15 protein-coding genes and 1 pseudogene are annotated in these 17,234 nt (G+C 64.0%); 9 read left to right on the top strand and 7 right to left on the bottom strand.

Going from position 1 to position 17,234, the window contains the following annotated elements:
• Nucleotides 1–15: 15 nt before the first annotated feature.
• The 5 genes from KUV81_RS08875 to KUV81_RS08855 form a co-directional block, all read right to left on the bottom strand.
• Nucleotides 16–1,092, bottom strand: a complete 1,077-nt coding sequence (locus KUV81_RS08875) for a KTSC domain-containing protein (protein ID WP_222543512.1) — start codon at nucleotides 1,090–1,092, stop codon at nucleotides 16–18.
• Between the two features lie 10 nt (nucleotides 1,093–1,102).
• Nucleotides 1,103–1,927 carry a hypothetical protein gene (locus KUV81_RS08870; protein WP_222543511.1) on the bottom strand — a complete coding sequence of 275 codons (825 nt, stop codon included), beginning with the start codon at nucleotides 1,925–1,927 and terminating at the stop codon, nucleotides 1,103–1,105.
• Complete coding sequence (locus KUV81_RS08865) at nucleotides 1,920–2,741, bottom strand: hypothetical protein (protein WP_222543510.1); 822 nt, start codon at nucleotides 2,739–2,741, stop codon at nucleotides 1,920–1,922. The genes KUV81_RS08870 and KUV81_RS08865 overlap by 8 nt, the downstream gene beginning before the upstream one ends.
• 243 nt (nucleotides 2,742–2,984) lie before the next feature.
• Nucleotides 2,985–3,416 carry a GNAT family N-acetyltransferase gene (locus KUV81_RS08860; protein WP_222543509.1) on the bottom strand — a complete coding sequence of 144 codons (432 nt, stop codon included), beginning with the start codon at nucleotides 3,414–3,416 and terminating at the stop codon, nucleotides 2,985–2,987.
• Between the two features lie 165 nt (nucleotides 3,417–3,581).
• Nucleotides 3,582–4,082, bottom strand: a complete 501-nt coding sequence (locus KUV81_RS08855; RefSeq protein ID WP_222543508.1) for a lactoylglutathione lyase family protein — start codon at nucleotides 4,080–4,082, stop codon at nucleotides 3,582–3,584.
• A gap of 213 nt (nucleotides 4,083–4,295) precedes the next feature.
• On the opposite strand from KUV81_RS08855, the gene KUV81_RS08850 reads away from it, so the two are divergent.
• Nucleotides 4,296–4,739: a GNAT family N-acetyltransferase gene (locus KUV81_RS08850; RefSeq protein WP_222543507.1), complete on the top strand. Its 444-nt coding sequence runs from the start codon at nucleotides 4,296–4,298 to the stop codon at nucleotides 4,737–4,739.
• A gap of 57 nt (nucleotides 4,740–4,796) precedes the next feature.
• On the opposite strand, the gene gabT is transcribed toward KUV81_RS08850, so the two are convergent.
• A complete protein-coding gene (gene gabT / locus KUV81_RS08845; protein ID WP_222543506.1) occupies nucleotides 4,797–6,074 on the bottom strand; it encodes a 4-aminobutyrate--2-oxoglutarate transaminase in 1,278 nt (425 codons plus the stop codon).
• A gap of 10 nt (nucleotides 6,075–6,084) precedes the next feature.
• Nucleotides 6,085–7,539 carry an NAD-dependent succinate-semialdehyde dehydrogenase gene (locus KUV81_RS08840; RefSeq protein WP_222543505.1) on the bottom strand — a complete coding sequence of 485 codons (1,455 nt, stop codon included), beginning with the start codon at nucleotides 7,537–7,539 and terminating at the stop codon, nucleotides 6,085–6,087.
• Between the two features lie 104 nt (nucleotides 7,540–7,643).
• Between KUV81_RS08840 and KUV81_RS08835 the strand changes: the two genes are divergently transcribed.
• The 8 genes and pseudogenes from KUV81_RS08835 to KUV81_RS08800 all read left to right on the top strand — a co-directional run bounded on the left by KUV81_RS08835 (nucleotide 7,644) and on the right by KUV81_RS08800 (nucleotide 17,214).
• Nucleotides 7,644–8,588, top strand: a complete 945-nt coding sequence (locus KUV81_RS08835) for a LysR family transcriptional regulator (protein WP_222543504.1) — start codon at nucleotides 7,644–7,646, stop codon at nucleotides 8,586–8,588.
• A gap of 183 nt (nucleotides 8,589–8,771) precedes the next feature.
• Nucleotides 8,772–10,574: a PLP-dependent aminotransferase family protein gene (locus KUV81_RS08830; RefSeq protein ID WP_222543503.1), complete on the top strand. Its 1,803-nt coding sequence runs from the start codon at nucleotides 8,772–8,774 to the stop codon at nucleotides 10,572–10,574.
• 108 nt (nucleotides 10,575–10,682) lie between these two features.
• Nucleotides 10,683–11,552 carry a carbon-nitrogen hydrolase family protein gene (locus KUV81_RS08825; protein ID WP_222543502.1) on the top strand — a complete coding sequence of 290 codons (870 nt, stop codon included), beginning with the start codon at nucleotides 10,683–10,685 and terminating at the stop codon, nucleotides 11,550–11,552.
• 75 nt (nucleotides 11,553–11,627) lie between these two features.
• Nucleotides 11,628–14,042 carry a TonB-dependent receptor gene (locus KUV81_RS08820; protein WP_222543501.1) on the top strand — a complete coding sequence of 805 codons (2,415 nt, stop codon included), beginning with the start codon at nucleotides 11,628–11,630 and terminating at the stop codon, nucleotides 14,040–14,042.
• A gap of 75 nt (nucleotides 14,043–14,117) precedes the next feature.
• The gene (locus tag KUV81_RS08815; RefSeq protein ID WP_222543500.1) at nucleotides 14,118–15,722 is read left to right on the top strand and encodes a tetratricopeptide repeat-containing sulfotransferase family protein; all 1,605 of its coding nucleotides are present in this window, start codon (nucleotides 14,118–14,120) and stop codon (nucleotides 15,720–15,722) included.
• 34 nt (nucleotides 15,723–15,756) lie between these two features.
• Nucleotides 15,757–15,981 (top strand): annotated as a pseudogene (locus KUV81_RS08810) (RNA-binding S4 domain-containing protein); the annotation flags it as partial.
• Between the two features lie 81 nt (nucleotides 15,982–16,062).
• Nucleotides 16,063–16,404, top strand: coding sequence for a ribonuclease E inhibitor RraB (locus KUV81_RS08805; RefSeq protein ID WP_222543498.1), 342 nt, complete (start codon nucleotides 16,063–16,065; stop codon nucleotides 16,402–16,404).
• A gap of 153 nt (nucleotides 16,405–16,557) precedes the next feature.
• Entirely contained in the window at nucleotides 16,558–17,214 is a 657-nt protein-coding gene (locus tag KUV81_RS08800; RefSeq protein ID WP_222543497.1) for an OmpA family protein, read from the top strand.
• The last annotated feature ends 20 nt before the right edge of the window (nucleotides 17,215–17,234 follow it).

The raw sequence follows: 17,234 nt of genomic DNA, 5'->3' as shown, positions 1-17,234 counted from the left end.
TTATCACTCGAAGGTCTAATTCAAGCGTTCGTACTCGAACACATCCCGGATCGCTTGATGGAAGTAACGCCCCTTGGATTCCGCCTCATGCAAACCCGACACAATGCTATGAGGCACATCGTAGTATCGGTAGATCCCACCACTGACAAACTCAATATCCAGCATGCGGTTGATCTTGGAGTACCCAAAACTGTCCATTGCTGAGGAGGTTACTGCATGTTGATCATGCATCGGCCAAGGGACCATGCTATAGGCAATACCAACAATGCGATTGGCAATAGCTTCGGACTGCCCAGGCTGTCCGACATAGGAGTCGTAGAATCCATGACCAGTCCAATCATGGATGTTGAACTCTGCGCTAAAGGTTGCCGGAAGCGCTCCCACGGTGGCACGTACCCCGGCCATCACCAGGTCCGTATCGTTAGTCACGTTGCCAAGTAGGTCTGCGTAATCACCCCCACGATGACCACCCACGCGGTAGGACGGTGTCGCTATCGCCATTTGCCCTAACATGGGGTAGTCCGCCAAAGGCCAGTCAGCGTCGAACACGAACCCTTCTGCCATTTCGGAGAAAAGGCCGTCTCCATAGAAGTTTCCTTGAGAGTGGCTAACCAAAATCGTGCGAGCACACCCCCTCAGGTGTGAAGACAGCGCATTAGCCATTCCTGCATAGTCTTCATCCGTACCTAACTGGTAATACTCTGAGACTGCTTCTGACCATAAATGGAAAAAAGGCGTGGCTTCAAAGCTTCCAATACCTTCACCATTGATGAAACGCCAAAACAATTCCTCCCATGACATCTCTCCAGCACTATCCAACTTCTGAAGAAATACCTGAATCAATTGTTCAACGGTGCCTTCATCTCGATTCTGGTAACCCATGACCAAGTTCTTCTTGGGAATGTATAGCGATACTTTCTGATTTTGAAGTTGATCCAAATCGTTAGCATTGCTCCAAAAACCGCTTAGGTCCGTGAACATGCCATTGATGTAAATAAGCTGAAGGGAGTCCACTTCTTCACCACAAGAGCTCTTTGCATAACCCGGTCCCATCCAAACCAACAGGAATAAGAAGACAGATACCAATTTCATGATTTTTCTCCTATTGCTGAACAGCTTGCATCGCTGACTCACAAGGGGAGTCACTCACAGGAAACTGCGTATCCCAGCCGATTCGCTCGCCTAATACCTCTTGATTTTGCCGGTCTACACGAATTCGCTCAGGGGTGTTGAAATAGATGTGAAACAACCCCGAAAACTCCGGTTCTTCCTGCCGTAACTCTACCTGGCAGTCCATCAAGTCAATCAAGGAGCCCATCAGAATGTAGGATTCGGATTGCGGCCACTGCGATGCCGTCGCAGCATCGGCAAGCAACACTTTATGAAACGAGTCCGCAACACCCAAAGCCACTTCGCGGGTACGTCCAGCAAATCGCATGACGACTCTGACTTCGTAATCATCACGTACCCCATTGTCATTGCTGTCCACACCCAGCAATGTGGCTTGGGCCTGAGCCTCGTCGGTGACCGGCAAGTCGTACCCCAGCGCGGGGTGGTCAAAGGGAATCCACCTATTAGAACCGTCAGCATGATTAGGACGAGACCGATTGGCCTGCCGAGCCAGGTAAGGGATACCTTTATGGATGACGGTTACCCCGACTGGATACCAGCGGTGCTCATGCCATTCAGGCAAGTCGACCAACTTTGCTCGCGCCCATAACGGGTATTCATGCGGTGGTCGGCCTGCGTTTGGCAAACGGGCAACCCAAAGGTGCGATAGGTGCTGGACGACAGTACCGCGCTTATAGCGACTTTCATTGTCCCATTCGGGAAAGGCGTCGAAGGGCTGCGCCCATAAACTGGAAGACACCAGCATTATGAGCTGTACATGAGAAAATGAAGTGGCGGCTTGCAGTAAATTAATCATATTGCCCCCTCAGAAAAGCGCTATTTGAGGCGACATACCCACACGGGTCTTGGTTATCAAACGTCGGACGATACCCTTCTCCCAGCAGGTCATACAGTATCTGCTGGCTCCTTCGGTGGGCCATAAAGCGGTCCACGGTGTTGAACTGCTTAAACTCAAACCCCTGAAATTCGCCATCCTGGCGCCGAAGCTCTCTTTTACATGGGATCAGGTTTGCCAAAGTGTCGACTATGGCAACGACTTCAGACTCGGGCCATGAAGCGGCAACGCCCTGCTCCGCTTTTAAGGCGAGCTGATATGAGCGCCCCGCAAGCAATCCCATATCTCGAGTTTTTCCGGTGTAACTCATGACGACGAAAACTTCATAATCATCGCGTATGCCGTTGTCATTGCTGTCCACCCCTAGCAAGGTGGCTTGGGCCTGAGTCTCGTCGATGACCGGCAAGTCGTACCCCAGCGCGGGGTGGTCAAAGGGAATCCATTTTTTAGTGCCTGCCGGATGGTCAGGGTGATGGCGGGTGACCTGTCGAGCCAGGTAGGGGGTTCCTTCGTATATGACGGTTGCGCCAAGTGGGTACCAACGTCGCTCTTGCCATTCAGGCAAATCGACCAGCTCGGCTCGCGCCCATAATGGGTATTCATGGGGTGGTCGGCCGGCGTTGGGCAAACGGGCAACCCAAAGGTGCGATAGGTGCTGAACGACAGTACCGCGCTTGTAGCGGGTTTCGTTGTCCCATTCGGGAAAGGCGTCGAAGGGCTGCGCCCACAACGCCGTCGAGGCCGAGAAGAGCACGGCCAATAGGAGAGTTCTCATAACAAGTCCCTTTGTCGATTGCGGCCAATACATCCGTGTATCAGCGCGAGCCATATGGCTCTTTTAGAACCCTAGACCCGAATGGCCGAACTGCCTGCCAAATCAGGCACTATTGAGCCAACTGGTAGAAATGAGTGGGAGAAATCTATTCATTTGATTGGGGGTACAGATACGGAAGCGCCGAAGGTTATTGGCCTTCGGCGCGACTTCTGTCTTGGGCTGAGAGGGACTCTCAGTGGCTTATTACAAGCTCAGGTGCAGGATGGGAAAGGGTTTACCCATGCTATCGGTGGGCGAACGGGACACCACCTTAAACCCCATTCGCTGGTAGAACCCAACGGCCTGGGGATTTTGCTCATTGACGTCCACTTGAGTGGCGCCGAGCTGCTTCATCGCCAGCTGCAGCAGGCGTTTTCCAATGCCCTGGCCCCGGGCGGCATTCAACACAAACAGCATCTCGATGCGCTGTTCGGCGGTGCCGATAAAGCCCAGGATCCGGCCCTGGTCGCTTAACGCGATCTTCAGGGTCACGTTGGGAAACCCATGCTCAAGAATGACGGGTTTGAAAAACGCGATGTCCGCTTCACTGATGAAGTCATGGGTTGCCCTGACGGAGTCTTCCCAGACCGCCAGCATCTCGGCGTAGTGTTCGGGAAGGGCGTTCTCTATCTTCATGGCATACCTATAGCCGGGCGCAACGCGAGGCGTCTGGCCCGGTGGAGCACGGCAGCAACAGTGCTACGGCACCCCGACAGGGGAGCCTGCCGAAGGGCGCACTATAGCGACCGGTGGCCAAAGTTCAACCACTGGCCCTCTAGGGTGTGAGGGTTGTCGGGGCGCTTAGGAATAAGCCCCGCTGGAGTAGTGCAACTCGTAACTGTGGGAGTAGATCTCCAGGATGTTGCCGAAGGGGTCTTCCATGTAGATCATCCGGTAGGGCTTCTCCCCCGGGTAGTAGTAGCGCGGGGCCGGCATTCGTTTCTTGCCCCCCGCCGCGACGATTTTCTCCGCCAGTCCCTCGACGTCCGGGTCCTGCACGCAGAAGTGGAACACCCCGGTTTTCCAGTACTCGAAGTTGTCCTCGGGGTTGGTCTGGTTCTTAAACTGGAACAACTCCACGCCGACTCGGTCGCCGGTGGACATGTGGGCGATGCGAAAGCGTTCCCAGCCGGGGCCGAACACGTCGGTGCACATCTGGCCGATGGCGGAGTCGTCCTCGGTGATGGTGGTGGGCTGCATGATGACGTACCAGCCGAGCACTTCACTGTAGAATTTCACGGCGGCGTCGAGATCCGGCACGGAGATCCCGATGTGGGAGAAGGTTCTGGGGTAAGGGTTCATGGGCTTGCCTCGCAGGTGATGGCCAAAGTTGTGGGACTCAGGGGCGCGGCCCACCCTCGGCGACGCACCCGAACCCAACCTGCTTGGTACTGCACCCCAACCTAAGTGGATCATCCCCCTGGACTGACTCGGCGAACCATTACCAGTAAGGGTTTGATTGGCATGGCTTTCCCTTTCATAGTGAGGATTCCAGTGATCCCACAAGGAGCGCCCATGCACCTTTACCCTGCCACCGAAGCCGACCTGCCGGAGCTGGCCCGGCTGTTCGACGCCTATCGCCAGTTCTACGATTGCCCGCCGGATGAGGCCGGGGCCGGGACCTTCCTGGCCGAGCGCCTGGCCCGGGGGGAATCGCGGGTGTTCCTGGCCCGTCGGGAGGGCGTGGCGGCGGGCTTTGTCCAGCTCTACCCCTCGTTCTGCTCGGTGGAGATGGTGAAGATCCTCATCCTCTACGATCTCTACGTGGCCGCCGAGCACCGGGGCCAGGGGGTGGCCGAGGCGCTGATGCACCGGGCCACCGACTGTGCCCGGGAAGTGGGGGCCGCCAGACTGGACTTGCTCACCGCCATCGACAACCATGGCGCCCAGCGACTCTACGAGAAGCTGGGCTACCGGCGCAGCAACCAGGGCTTTGTCAGCTACAGCCTGACGCTGTGATTCACCAATAAAAAGGGAGGCCGAAACCTCCCTCTTTCTGCTCAATCGAGCCTGTTATCAGCCCAGTTCGGCGAAGATCGCCTCCAGCTTGTCCGCCCCTTCGCCCAGCTGGGCCTGGGGGATGGTCAGCGGCGCCAGGATGCGGATGACGTTGGCCCGCACCCCGCAGCTGAGCAGGATAAGGCCGTGCTCCTGGGCCTTGGCGATGACGGCCTTGGTCAGCTCCGGGTTGGGGCGGTTGGCGTCCCCCTCCTGCACCAGCTCCATGGCCACCATGGCGCCGGTGATGCGGATCTCCCCCACCCACTGGGGGTAACGGGCCTTGAGGCGGTTCAGCCGGCCCTCCAGGTACTCGCCAATGGCCAGCGCCTTGTGGCACAGCTGCTCCTGCTCAATCACCTCCAGTACGGCGTTGGCGGCCACGCAGCCCAGCGGTGAGGCGGCGTAGGTGCCCCCCAGGCCGCCGGGGTTGGCGGCGTCCATGATCGCCGCCTTGCCGGTCACCGCCGCCAGGGGGAAGCCCCCCGCCAGCCCCTTGGCCAGGGTGATGAGATCCGGCTCGATGCCGGCGTACTCGGTGGCAAACAGCTTGCCGGTGCGGGCAAAACCGGTCTGGATCTCGTCGCAGATCAGCACGATGCCATGCTCGTCGCACACCCGGCGCAGGGCCTGCATAAAGCTGGCCGGGGCCGGGTAGAAGCCCCCCTCCCCCTGCACCGGCTCGATGACGATGGCCGCTACCCGGCCCGGCTCGATGTCGCAGTGGAACAGCTGGTTGAGCGCTTCCAGGCAGGCCTCTTCACTGCGGCCGTGGTAGGCGATGGGGAAGGGAAGATGGTAGATCTCGCCGGGAAAGGGGCCGAACCCCGCTTTATAGGGGGCGATCTTACCGGTCAGTCCCATGGTCAGGTTGGTGCGGCCGTGGAAGCCCCCCTGAAAGGCGATCACCCCGGGGCGCCCGGTGTGGGCGCGGGCGATCTTCACCGCGTTCTCCACCGCTTCGGCACCAGTGGTCACCAGGATGGAGCGCTTGGGGCTGTTGCCGGGGGCCAGACGGTTGAGGCTCTCCGCCAGGGTCACCATGGAGGCATAGGGGGTCACCATGGCGCAGGTGTGGCTGAAGGCGTCCAGCTGGGCCGCCACCGCCGCCTTCACCTTGGGGTGCATGTGGCCGGTGTTAGTCACCGCGATGCCGGCGGCGAAATCCACGTAGCGGTTGCCCTCCACGTCCCAGATCTCGGCGTTCTCCGCCTTGGCCACGTAGAAGGGGTAGAGGTTGCCCATGCCCCGGGCAAAAGCCTGCTCCTTGCGGGCCTGAAGTTCGGCGTTGTTCATCTTGTACTCCTTACTTGTCCATGCCACCGAGGCAGAGGTATTTGATGTCGAGGTAGTCGTCCAGGCCGTACCTGGAGCCCTCACGGCCGTGGCCGGAGGCCTTGACCCCACCGAAGGGGGCCGCGGCGTTGGAGAGGATCCCCTCGTTCACCGCCACCATGCCGTACTCCAGCGCTTCGCTGACCCGGAACACCCGGCCGATGTCGCGGCTGTAGAGGTAGGCGGCCAGACCGTACTCGCTGTCGTTGGCCTGGGCGATGACGTCGGATTCGTCGTCGAAGGGGATGAGCGGCGCCACCGGGCCGAAGATCTCGTTGCGGGACACCGCCATGGCGTTGCTGACCCCGGTCAGCACCGTCGGCGGGTAGTAGTGGCCCTCGGTGGGCACCGGCGCGCTGCCGCGGCACTGGGCGCCCTGGGCCAGGGACTGGTTCACCAGCTCGGCCACCTTGTCCACCGCCCCCTGGCTGATGAGCGGGCCGATTTGGGTGCCCTCGGCCAGGCCATCGCCGATCCCCAGCCCCGCCACGGCGCTCACCAGCTTGTCGGCGAAGGCGTCGTACACCTTGCTGTGCACGAAGATGCGGTTGCTGCAGACGCAGGTCTGGCCGGCGTTGCGGAACTTGGCCGCCAGCAGCCCGGTGATGGCCGCGTCCAGATCGGCGTCGTCGAAGACGATAAAGGGCGCGTTGCCCCCCAGCTCCATGGAGGTGCGCTTGACCCCCTCGGCGCACTGGGCCAGCAGGCGCTTGCCGGTGGCGGTGGAGCCGGTGAAGGAGAACTTGCGGATGTGGGGGTGCTGGGTCAGCACCTTGCCGATGGCCGGGGCGTCGGTGCCCACCACCACATTGAACAGGCCGGCGGGCAGCCCCACCCGTTGGGCCAGCTCCGCTACCGCCAGGGCGGACAGCGGGGTTTCCGCCGCCGGTTTGGCGACAAAGGCGCAGCCGGCGGCCAGGGCCGGCGCGGCCTTGCGCACCATCATGGCGTTGGGAAAATTCCAGGGGGTGATGGAGCCCACCACGCCCACAGGCTGTTTGACCACCAGCACCCGCTTGTCGGCGGAGGGGGCCGGGATGGTGTCGCCGTAGACCCGCACCGCCTCCTCGGCGAACCACTTCACGTAGCTGGCGCCGTAGGCGATCTCCCCCTTGGCCTCCGCCAGCGGCTTGCCCTGCTCCAAGGTCAGCAGCCGGGCCAGGTCCTCCTGGTGGGCCAGCATGGCGTCGTGCCAGGCCATCAGCAGCGCCGCGCGCTGGGCCGCCGGGGTGGCCGCCCAGGCTTTTTGCGCCTGGTAGGCCGCTTCCACCGCCGCGGTGGCCTCATCGGCGCCGGCGTTGCCCACCTCGGCCAGCAGCTGGCCGTTGGCGGGGTTGCGCACCTCGAAGGTGTCGGCGGCATCCTGCCACTGGCCATTGATGAATGAGGTCTTGCGGATCAGTTGCTTATCCAAGATCCCTTGCATGGGTCGCTCCGTGATGATGACGCTATGAGGGTTCCCATTTGAATCCGCCGCCCAACCCGGGTAAAGATAAAACTTTAAACAGTTTGTTTGAGTAAATTAAAACTATGTACCGCGCCCCCTCCCTGCCCCGCCCCACCAGCGACTACGACATCAAGCTGCTGCGGATCTTCCGCACCGTGGCGGAATGCGGCGGCTTTGCCGCGGCGGAGTCGAGCCTCAACCTGACCCGCTCCACCATCAGCATCCACATCAAGAACCTGGAGCAGCGCCTGGGGCTGGTGCTCTGCCAGCGGGGCCGGCGCGGCTTTATGCTCACCGAGCAGGGGCAGAAGACCTACCAGGCCACCCTGGAGCTGCTGGCGGCGCTGGACCACTTCAGCCACCAGATCCACGATCTGGACCAGACCCTGCGGGGGGATCTGGTGCTCTGGTGCTCCGACGAACTGGCCCTGGCCCCCCAGTTGAACCTGCCCGGCACCATCGCCGAGCTGGCCCGCCGCGAGCCCCAGCTGCAGTTTGCCCTGCAATCCGCCACCATCCCGGAGATCGAGCAGGCGGTGCTCAACGAGCAGGCCCACGTCGGGGTGCTGCCCCACTACCGCAACATCGACGGCCTGGTCTACTACCCCCTCTACCAGGAGCGGATGTACCTGGCCTGTGGCCGGGGCCACCCCCTGTACGAACGCCCCGATGAGGCCATCGAGGAGGGCGAGATCCACGCCTCGGCCACGGTGCACCCGGGGGTGGAACTCAACGAGGCGGGCCGCAAGGCGCTGCGCAAGATGCACCTGACTGCCCGGGCCTACCACTACGAAACCCGCACGGCGCTGGTGCTCTCCGGGGTCTACCTGGGTTTCTTCCCCAAGGCCTACCTGGCCCCCTACCTGGCGGACGGTCGCATGCGATTGCTGCAGCCCAAGCGCTGGGGCTACCCGGTGCAGCTGTCGCTGGTGTGCAAGGCGGGCGCCCGGGAGAAGCAGAAGGCGGCGCTGCTCAAGGAGATGCTGCTCGAAGGGCGGGTCAGTGGCGAAAACGAAGCCGCCAGCTGAAGCTCATACAGGCGTTTAAACTGCGGCCAAAGCGGGGCTTGGCCGGGCGCTGTGCTGGCCGGGCTGCCTGGGATGGATGCCTGCACTTTTGCCGCCTTTTCCATAAAAATCAACGACGTTGCCGGAGTAGAAAAAAGCCGATAGGTTAACAATCGCACAACAATAACGACATCCTGGTGCGCTATGCAGAATCACCTGTTCCAGTTGGACAGCGAGGGCGGCCTCAGCCTTCAGCAGCAGATCAAGCAGAAGCTGATCACCGCCATCGGCAATGGGTTCTACCCGCCGGGCAGCCGCATGCCCTCCTCCCGCAAGCTGGCGGACCAGCTGGACGTGGCGCGCAACACCGTGGTGCACGTGTTCGCCGCCCTGGTGGACGAGGGCTACCTGGAGAGCAGGGAGCGCAGCGGCTTTTTCGTCTGTGACGCCCCGGCGCCGGCCACGGTGGCCGCGCCGCCGCGCCAGGATCAACATCAGCTGGACTGGGGCCGCTATCTCAAGCGCACCCCGCCCCAGCCCCTGGCCCGCAGCTACCCGGACAACTGGCACAAGTACCCCTACCCCTTTATCGACGGCCAGTTTGATCCCTCATTGTTTCCCACCAACCCCTGGCGGGAGTGCTCCCGACTGAGCCTTGGGGTGGACGCCATCCACGATTGGGCCAGCGACGGCGCCAACCGGGACGACCCCCTACTGGTGGAGGAGATCCGCACCAAGGTGCTGCCCCGAAGGGGGATCCAGGCCAACCCGGAGGAGATCCTGATCACCGTCGGCTCCCAGCAGGCGCTCTACCTGCTGATGCGCCTGCTGGCGGACGAGTCCACCCTGGTGGCCATGGAGGAGCCGGGCTTTCCCGGCATGCGCCAGCTGGTGCAGCTGATGGGCAGCAAGCTGGCCCTGGTGGAGGTGGATCAGAAGGGGATCGAGGTGGACAGCATCCCCCGGGGGGCGGACCTGGTGTACGTCACCCCCAGCCACCAGGTGCCCACCGCCGTCACCCTGTCGATGGAGCGGCGCCAGGCGCTGCTGGCCCAGGCGGAGGCGGAGGATTTCCTCATCATCGAGGACGACTACGAGTCGGAGAGCAACTTCGTCAGCAACCCCCACCCAGCGCTGAAAAGCCTCGACGGCAGCGGCCGGGTGCTCTACTTCTCCAGCTTCTCCAAGGTGCTGGCCCCGGGGCTGCGGCTGGGCTACCTGGTGGGGCCGGCGCCGCTCATCGCCCGGGCCCGGGCCCTGCGCAGCCAGATTTTGCGCCACCCGCCCACCAACAACCAGCGCACCCTGGGGCTGTTCCTCTCCCTGGGCCACTACGACACCATGATGCGCAAGCTCAACGCCGAGCTGTCGGAGCGCTGGACCGAGCTGCGCGAAGCCCTCAACCACTACCTGCCCACCGCGGTGGTCACCTCCCGCACCGTCGGCGGCAGCAGCTGCTGGATCCAGGGTCCGGCGGAGCTGGGCAGCCAGGAGCTGGCGGACGAGGCGGCCAAACGGGGGATCCTGATGGAGCCGGTGCAGCGCTTCTTCGGCGATCCCCGCACCCCGCAGAACGCCCTGCGACTGGGGGTCTCCAGCATCCCCACCGAGCAGATCCGTCCCGGCATTGCCGAGCTGGCGACGCTGTTCTGGGCGCTGTCCGACGCCCCCCGCCAGCAACTGGACCAAAGCACCGGCCAGAAGCTGGACGCCCACACCCTCAAGGAGCACCTGGCCAACTGCGAGTTTCTCGGCCGCACCGTGTTCGGCGATCCCTACCGCATCCGCCTCTACCCCGACGGCACCATGGAGGGCTGGGAGGGGCGGCGGGACGAGCGCAGCGACACCGGCCAGTGGTGGCTGGAGGGGGACCGCTGGTACCGCCAGTGGCAGTCCTGGTCCTACGGCGAGGTGGCGGGCTTCGAGGTGGTGCTGGACCACAACCGCATCCTCTGGTTTCGCGACGGCAACCTGGTGGACTCGGCGTTCTTCAGCCGCCTGGGCTGAACTGGCCCAGTGTCCTGTTGGGATCTGGTACTACAGCGGGCCAGTGGCCTTGCCTAGGGTGAACCCTGTCGCCCCAGCACTCGGGGCGGGATCTCAGGGAGCGAGCCTATGAGTACATTCACCGTTGCCGGGTTGCAGTTGGCCCTCGGCAATCATCAGGACAACTTCGCCACCATCCGCCAGCAGGTGATCCTGGCCAAGAAGCGGTTCCCCCACCTGGACATGGTGCTGCTGCCGGAGCTGTGCACCTTTGGCAGCGCCCCGCGCTTTGCCCAGCCCATGCCCGGTGCCGCGGAGCAGCGCTACTGCGAGCTGGCGGCGGAGCTGGGGATCTGGCTGCTGCCGGGCTCCCTCTACGAGCGGGACGGCGAGGCGATCTACAACACCGCCCCGGCAATCAATCCCGACGGCGAGGTGGTGGCCCGCTATCGCAAGATGTTCCCCTTCCTGCCCTACGAAACCGGGGTCAGCAGCGGTCGGGAGTGCGTCAGCTTCGAGGTGCCCGGGGTGGCCCGTTTCGGCATCGCCATCTGCTACGACATGTGGTTTCCCGAGGTGTGCCGCACCCTGGCCTGGCAGGGCGCCGAGGTGGTGCTGCACCCCACCCTGACCAACACCATCGACCGGGACGCCGAGCTGGCCCTGAGCCGGGCCAACGCCACCATGAACCAGATCTACATGGTGGACATCAACGCCGCCGGCGAGCTGGGGGTGGGCCAGTCCATCGTCGCCGGTCCCGGGGGCGAGGTGCTGCACCAGGCCAGCACCCACCACGAGGTGATCCTGGTGGAGCTGGATCTCGCCTACCTGCGCCGCTGCCGCGAGCAAGGCTGGCACGGACTGGGCCAGCCGCTGAAAAGCTTCCGCGACCACCCCCTGGCCTACCCCCCCTACCAGAGCGGGGCGCGCTCCGAAGCGCTGGACCAACTGGGTCCCCTGGCCAAGCCCAAAGGGCGCAACTGGAACCATACCGACTGAGCCACTGGCTCTAACACCGGTCCAGCGGCGCTGTTTAGGTTGGACCCAGCGAACCACATTCTTGAGGGACGACAGATGGCAGTTAAGGCAAACACTCCGAAGCGCTTCACGCGCTCCCAACTGGCGCTGGCCATCAGCGCCGCCACCCTGAGCACCCTGGGCACCGGCGCCATGGCCGAGGAGGCCCCGGGCACCCGCGACATCGAGCGCATCGAGGTGACCGCCACCCGTCGGGTGCAGTCCATCCATGAGATCCCCTACAACATCTCCGCCGTCAGCGGCGAGGATCTGGAAGCCCAGCAGATCGTCGACTCCGTGGATCTGCTGCGCAGCGTGGCCGGCATCACCGTCATCGACCGCGGCTACCGCAACTCCGGCACCGTCAACAGCATCATGATCCGCGGCATGAACGTGGACTCCGCCACCCAGGGGGACGTGGCCCTCTCCGCGGTGCCCACGGTGGCCACCTACATCGACGACACCCCGCTGTACGCCAACTTCATCATCAAGGACATCGCCCAGGTGGAGGTGCTGCGGGGCCCCCAGGGCACCTTGTACGGCTCCGGCTCCCTGGCGGGCACCGTCCGCTACATCATGAACCGGCCCCAGCTGGAGGAGCTCTCCGGTCAGGTCAGCGCCAACTTCGGCCAGACCGACGGCTCCGAGGGGTTCAACCTCAACTACGATGGCCTGATCAACCTGCCGATGGGGGAGAACTTCGCCTTCCGCGCCAACATCGGCAAGATCGATAACGACGGCATCGTCGACTACCCCAACGTCTACGTGCTGGACGGCAACGGCGCCCCCACGGCGGTCAGCGGGGACATCGCCGCCGGTGGCCCGGAGTTTCGCTTCGTCGAGGACGCCGACACCGTGGACATCACCTACGGCCGTGCGGCGCTGCTGTTCGAGCCCAATGAGCGTTTCAGCGCCCTGCTGAGCTACCAGCGCCAGGAGGACGACATCGGCGGTCGCCGCCAGGTCACCACCGGCACCAACTGGGTGGACGGCAGCGAGCAGCCCTACGGCGAATACGAGAACGGCGCCGTGGTGCTGGAACCCTCCGAGCGGGAGGTGGATCTGGCCGCCCTGGAGCTGGACCTGGACCTGGGCTTCGCCACCTTGAGCTCCTCCAGCTCCGTCTACAGCCACAAGGGCAGCGCCATCAGCGACAACACCGGCTTTTACGCCAAGAACGCCTGGTTCAGCGGCCTCTACGCCGGCACCCCCCGCCCCCTGGCGGTGGCCGAGCGGGGCTACGAGGATGAGGCCTTCGTCCAGGAGCTGCGCCTGGTGTCCAACGCCACCGACGCCTTTATCGACTGGGTGGTGGGCGCCTACTACATGGACCAGGATCTGCACGCCTTCCAGAACAGCTACATGCCCGGCTGGGCCGAGTGGATGGAAGCCACCGATCAGGCGGATCTGTGGATCAGCTGGGGCGCCGACATCCAGGACCAGGACTTCCTCTATCGGCGGGACCAGAACTTCAAGGACATGGCGCTGTTCGGTGAGCTGACCTTCCACTTCACCGACGATCTGCGCGCCACCATCGGCGCCCGCTGGTTCGACAACGAGTTCACCAACAACACCATCATGGCCTTCCCGGTCTGGCCCGGCTTCGAGAGCGAGCCCAACTTCAAGACCGAGGACGACGACGTGCTGTTCAAGGCCAACGTCGCCTGGGACATGACCGACCGCCACATGCTCTACGCCACCGTGTCCGAAGGCTACCGTCGCGGCGGGGCCAACGCCGTGCCCCTGGAGGGCTTCCTGGCCGAAGATCCCGCCTACCAGCAGTACGACTCCGACTCGGTGATCAACTACGAGGCGGGGATCAAGGGCGCCACCGCGGATCACAGCTACACCCTGTCCGCCTTCTACATGGACTGGAGCGATCCCCAGCTCAACATCGCCACCGCCAACTGGGGCTTCTTCGCCGCGGTCAACGGCGATTCGGCCCGCACCCAGGGGCTGGAGCTGGAGGCCCGGGGCTACCTCACCGACACCATCACCTACAACTTCGGTTACGCCTACGTGGACGCCGAGCTGACCGAGGACTTCATCGTCCTGCCGGGCACCGGCGGCGAGTACCTCTACGCCGAGAAGGGCAGCCGCCTGCCGGGTCAGGCGGAGCACGCGGTGAACCTGCAGCTGGACTACAACCACGAGATGCAAAGCGGGATCTACTGGATCACCACCGTCAGCGGCTACTACCAGTCGGAGACGGAGAACTCCCTGAGCATGAACCCCAAGTTCAACCGCACCCTGGACGGCTTCTCACTGTGGAACCTGCAGACCCGATTCTCCGCCGAGACCTGGGACCTGTCCGTTTACGTGAAGAACCTGTTCAACGAGGAGGGGGTCACCGGCGCCCTGCTTGAAGACCATATGGGCACCGAGACCAGCGAAGGCTTCCTCGGCAACAGCTCCAAGGATTACATCAGTCTCCCACGCACCATCGGTGCCGCCCTGACCTGGCGTTTCTAGGTCACCCCCCCAGTAAAAAAGCCGGGCCCCACCCGGCTTTTTTCTTTATATTCATAGCCTAATGGTTAAACAGGGATGACAGTGACCATGGCCAATCCGGACTTCAACCCCGCCGGGGTGGCCCACCTGGTGCGCACCGCACTGGAGAAGGGCGACCTGGCCGGCGCGGTGGATCTGTGCCGCACCCTCAACCAGCAGGCCCCGGAGTACGCCCCCGGCTGGCTGCTGGCCAGCGAGATCGCCCTGGCCCTGGGCAACGGCGACAACGCCCTGGCCCTGGCCCAGCGGGCGGCGCGGTTGGGCCCGGACACCCGCATCGGCTTGCAGATGGTGCGCTGCCTGCGCCAGCTGAGCCGCTACCAGGAGGGGCGGGAAGCCGCCCTGGCCATCGGCACTTTGGATCAGCGCGGTCCTGGCAGCGACCGGGCCTGGCTGCTGACCGAGCTGGGCTGCTACGAGGCCGCCGCCGGCCAGTACCGCCACCTGCTCTCCCTCTACCCGGAGGACGCCGGCCTGCACTACAGCCTGGCCACGGTGCTGCGCTACCTGGGGGAGCTGGACGGGGCGGAGCAGGCCCTGGACACAGCCATCGCCCTGGACCCGGAGGATGACGACGCCTGGTACCTGCGATCCAGCCTGCGCCGCCAGAGCGAAGCCCGACACCACATCGACACCCTGCAACTGACCATCGCCAAGCGCGACCGCCCCTGCCCCGCCCTGCACTACGCCCTGGCCAAGGAGTGGGAGGACTTGGGCTGCCACGACGCCGCCTTCGAGTCCCTGGCCACCGGCGCCGCCCAGCGCCGGGCCCAGATCCCCTACCAGGTGGAACAGGATCTGGAGATCATGGCCGCCATTGCCGAGCAGTTCGGCCCCGACACCCAGCCCCGGCCCACCCCATCCGGCCCGGTGCCCATCTTCGTCCTCGGCCTGCCCCGCACCGGCAGCACCCTGGTGGAGCGGATCCTCGACGCCCACCCCGGCTGCCACGGCGCCGGCGAGCTCAACGACTTTGCCCAGCTAATGAGCCGCCAGGCCCGCCAGCAGGCCCGGCAACAGGGGCGCGCCCTGCGGAGCACCAAGGCACTGGTGGCGCAAAGCGCCCAGCTGGATTTCGCCGCCCTGGGCCAGGCCTACCTGGCCAGCCTGCCGCCGGAGGCGGCCGCCGCGCCGATGTTCGTCGACAAGATGCCCCTCAACTTCCTCTACGTGGGCCTCATCCTGCGCGCCCTGCCCCAGGCCCGCATCGTCCACGTCCGCCGCCACCCGGTGGCCACCGGCTACGCCATCTACAAGCAGTGGTTCGATCGCGCCTACCCCTTCTCCTACGATCTGACGGAGCTGGGCCGCTACTACCAGGGCTACCACGAACTCATGGCCCACTGGGCCCGCTGCCACCCCGGGCGAATTCACCACCTGGACTACGAGGCCCTGGTGGACGAACCCCAGGAGACGGTGCGCGCCCTGCTGGGCCACTGCGGCCTGCCCTGGGACGAACAGGTGCTGGCCTTCAACCGCAACCCCAGCGCCAGCACCACCGCCAGCGCCGCCCAGGTGCGCCAGCCCCTCTACCGGGACGCCCGGGACCTGTGGCGCCACTACGAAGGCCAGCTGGCGCCGCTGATCCAAACGCTGGAAAAGGCGGGTCTGCTGGGCCAAGGGGCCACAAAGCCGGTATAATGTCGGACGATTTTTCCTATACCCAGAGGCAGGCATGGCCACCGACATCCTCGAGCTGCACCCCGGCGACGACTTTATCGAGCTGTTCAAGGTGCTCAAGATCCAGGGCTGGGTGGGCGCCGGCAGTGAAGCCAAGATGCTGATCGCCGACGGCCACGTGCTGGTGAACCACGAAGTGGAGACCCGCAAGCGACGCAAGCTGGTGCCCGGCGACAACGTGATCTTCGGTGAGGAAGCGGTGCTGATCCAGGCCAGCGACCGGGCCGCCCCCAAGGTCGAGCCCGAACCCCAGGTGACCAAGCCCAAACGCCGACCCAGTTTGAAATTTTAAGGAGCCCCCATGGCTTTTCCCAACGACGCCAACGGCGAACTGCTCTCCCTGATGCAGGGCGAAGGCATCGATCTGTCCCAGTCCTACATGCTGGATTTCTACGTGGTTTTCGGCAGCGAGAAACAGGGCCAGCTGGCCGCCGAAGCGGTGGCCGCCGCCTTTGAGGGCGCCGGGCTGTTCCTCAACCTGGCGGAGGAGACCGGCCAGTGGGAGCTGCGCCTGCAGCAGGAGATGGTGCCCGAGTACGACGCCATCAGCGCCATCGAGGCCCAGTTGGCGGCCCTGGCCAAGCCCTTCAAGGGCAAAACCGACGGCTGGGGCATGCTTGAACCGGAAGAGGAAGAGGAATAAGGTTCGCCTCTGCCAAGCGGGCGCCGGTGGGCGCCCTTATTTTTCCGTTCGGTAAAACAATGTATAGGGCATGGTCTGGCCGGCAATGAACTGGCAGACTGAAGTCCCGAATTCCGTTTTGACCCCAGTTTTCAGTACTAAGGAGTGGTCCTAATGCAAACCCGCTTGATCCCGGCCCTGTTGGCCGCCCTGCTGGCCTCCGGCTGCGCCAGCACCGATCCCTACACCGGCGAACAGAAAACCTCCAACGCCACCTCCGGCGCCATCATCGGTGCCGTGGGCGGAGCCCTGATCGGCGCCGCCAGCTCCTCCAAGAGCGACCGGGGCAAGGGGATCCTGATCGGCGCCGCTTCCGGCGCGGCGGTGGGCGGCGGCATCGGCCACTACATGGACCGCCAGGAAGCGGCCCTGCGGGAGAAGCTGGCGGGCACCGGGGTGTCGGTCAAGCGCGACGGCGACAACATCCAGCTGGTGATGCCCAACAGCCTGACCTTCGACGTCAACAGCACCCAGCTGAAGCTGCCGGCCATCAACGCCCTGTCCGGGGTGGCCATGGTGGTGACCGAGTTCGACCAGACCAACCTGATGATCACCGGCCACACCGACAGCACCGGCGGTCGTGACCTCAACATGCGCCTGTCCCGGGAGCGCGCCGAGTCCGTCGCTTCCGAGCTGGTGCGCCACCAGGTCAGCGTGGGCCGCATGAGCACTCACGGCTACGGCCCGGACCGCCCCATCGCCACTAACCAGACCGACGCGGGCCGGGCGGAAAACCGCCGGGTGGAGATCTTCCTCACCCCCCGCACCTGAGGCGGGCCGTCCAATAAAAA

Source organism: Ferrimonas balearica (assembly GCF_019802085.1).
Lineage (GTDB): Bacteria > Pseudomonadota > Gammaproteobacteria > Enterobacterales > Shewanellaceae > Ferrimonas > Ferrimonas balearica_B.
The sequence above is the reverse complement of the archived record's forward strand: the minus strand, read 5'-3'. Positions and strand labels throughout refer to the sequence as shown.

What these genes read in the sequence shown, in the direction of transcription:
- KUV81_RS08870 (WP_222543511.1), bottom strand. Translation starts at nt 1,927, where the DNA reads ATGATTAATTTACTGCAAGCCGCCACTTCATTTTCTCATGTACAGCTC.
- KUV81_RS08865 (WP_222543510.1), bottom strand. Translation starts at nt 2,741, where the DNA reads ATGAGAACTCTCCTATTGGCCGTGCTCTTCTCGGCCTCGACGGCGTTG.
- KUV81_RS08855 (WP_222543508.1), bottom strand. Translation starts at nt 4,082, where the DNA reads ATGAACCCTTACCCCAGAACCTTCTCCCACATCGGGATCTCCGTGCCG.
- KUV81_RS08800 (WP_222543497.1), top strand. Translation starts at nt 16,558, where the DNA reads ATGCAAACCCGCTTGATCCCGGCCCTGTTGGCCGCCCTGCTGGCCTCC.
- KUV81_RS08850 (WP_222543507.1), top strand. Translation starts at nt 4,296, where the DNA reads ATGCACCTTTACCCTGCCACCGAAGCCGACCTGCCGGAGCTGGCCCGG.
- KUV81_RS08875 (WP_222543512.1), bottom strand. Translation starts at nt 1,092, where the DNA reads ATGAAATTGGTATCTGTCTTCTTATTCCTGTTGGTTTGGATGGGACCG.
- gabT (WP_222543506.1), bottom strand. Translation starts at nt 6,074, where the DNA reads ATGAACAACGCCGAACTTCAGGCCCGCAAGGAGCAGGCTTTTGCCCGG.
- KUV81_RS08835 (WP_222543504.1), top strand. Translation starts at nt 7,644, where the DNA reads ATGTACCGCGCCCCCTCCCTGCCCCGCCCCACCAGCGACTACGACATC.
- KUV81_RS08825 (WP_222543502.1), top strand. Translation starts at nt 10,683, where the DNA reads ATGAGTACATTCACCGTTGCCGGGTTGCAGTTGGCCCTCGGCAATCAT.
- KUV81_RS08805 (WP_222543498.1), top strand. Translation starts at nt 16,063, where the DNA reads ATGGCTTTTCCCAACGACGCCAACGGCGAACTGCTCTCCCTGATGCAG.
- KUV81_RS08830 (WP_222543503.1), top strand. Translation starts at nt 8,772, where the DNA reads ATGCAGAATCACCTGTTCCAGTTGGACAGCGAGGGCGGCCTCAGCCTT.
- KUV81_RS08815 (WP_222543500.1), top strand. Translation starts at nt 14,118, where the DNA reads ATGACAGTGACCATGGCCAATCCGGACTTCAACCCCGCCGGGGTGGCC.
- KUV81_RS08820 (WP_222543501.1), top strand. Translation starts at nt 11,628, where the DNA reads ATGGCAGTTAAGGCAAACACTCCGAAGCGCTTCACGCGCTCCCAACTG.
- KUV81_RS08840 (WP_222543505.1), bottom strand. Translation starts at nt 7,539, where the DNA reads ATGCAAGGGATCTTGGATAAGCAACTGATCCGCAAGACCTCATTCATC.
- KUV81_RS08860 (WP_222543509.1), bottom strand. Translation starts at nt 3,416, where the DNA reads ATGAAGATAGAGAACGCCCTTCCCGAACACTACGCCGAGATGCTGGCG.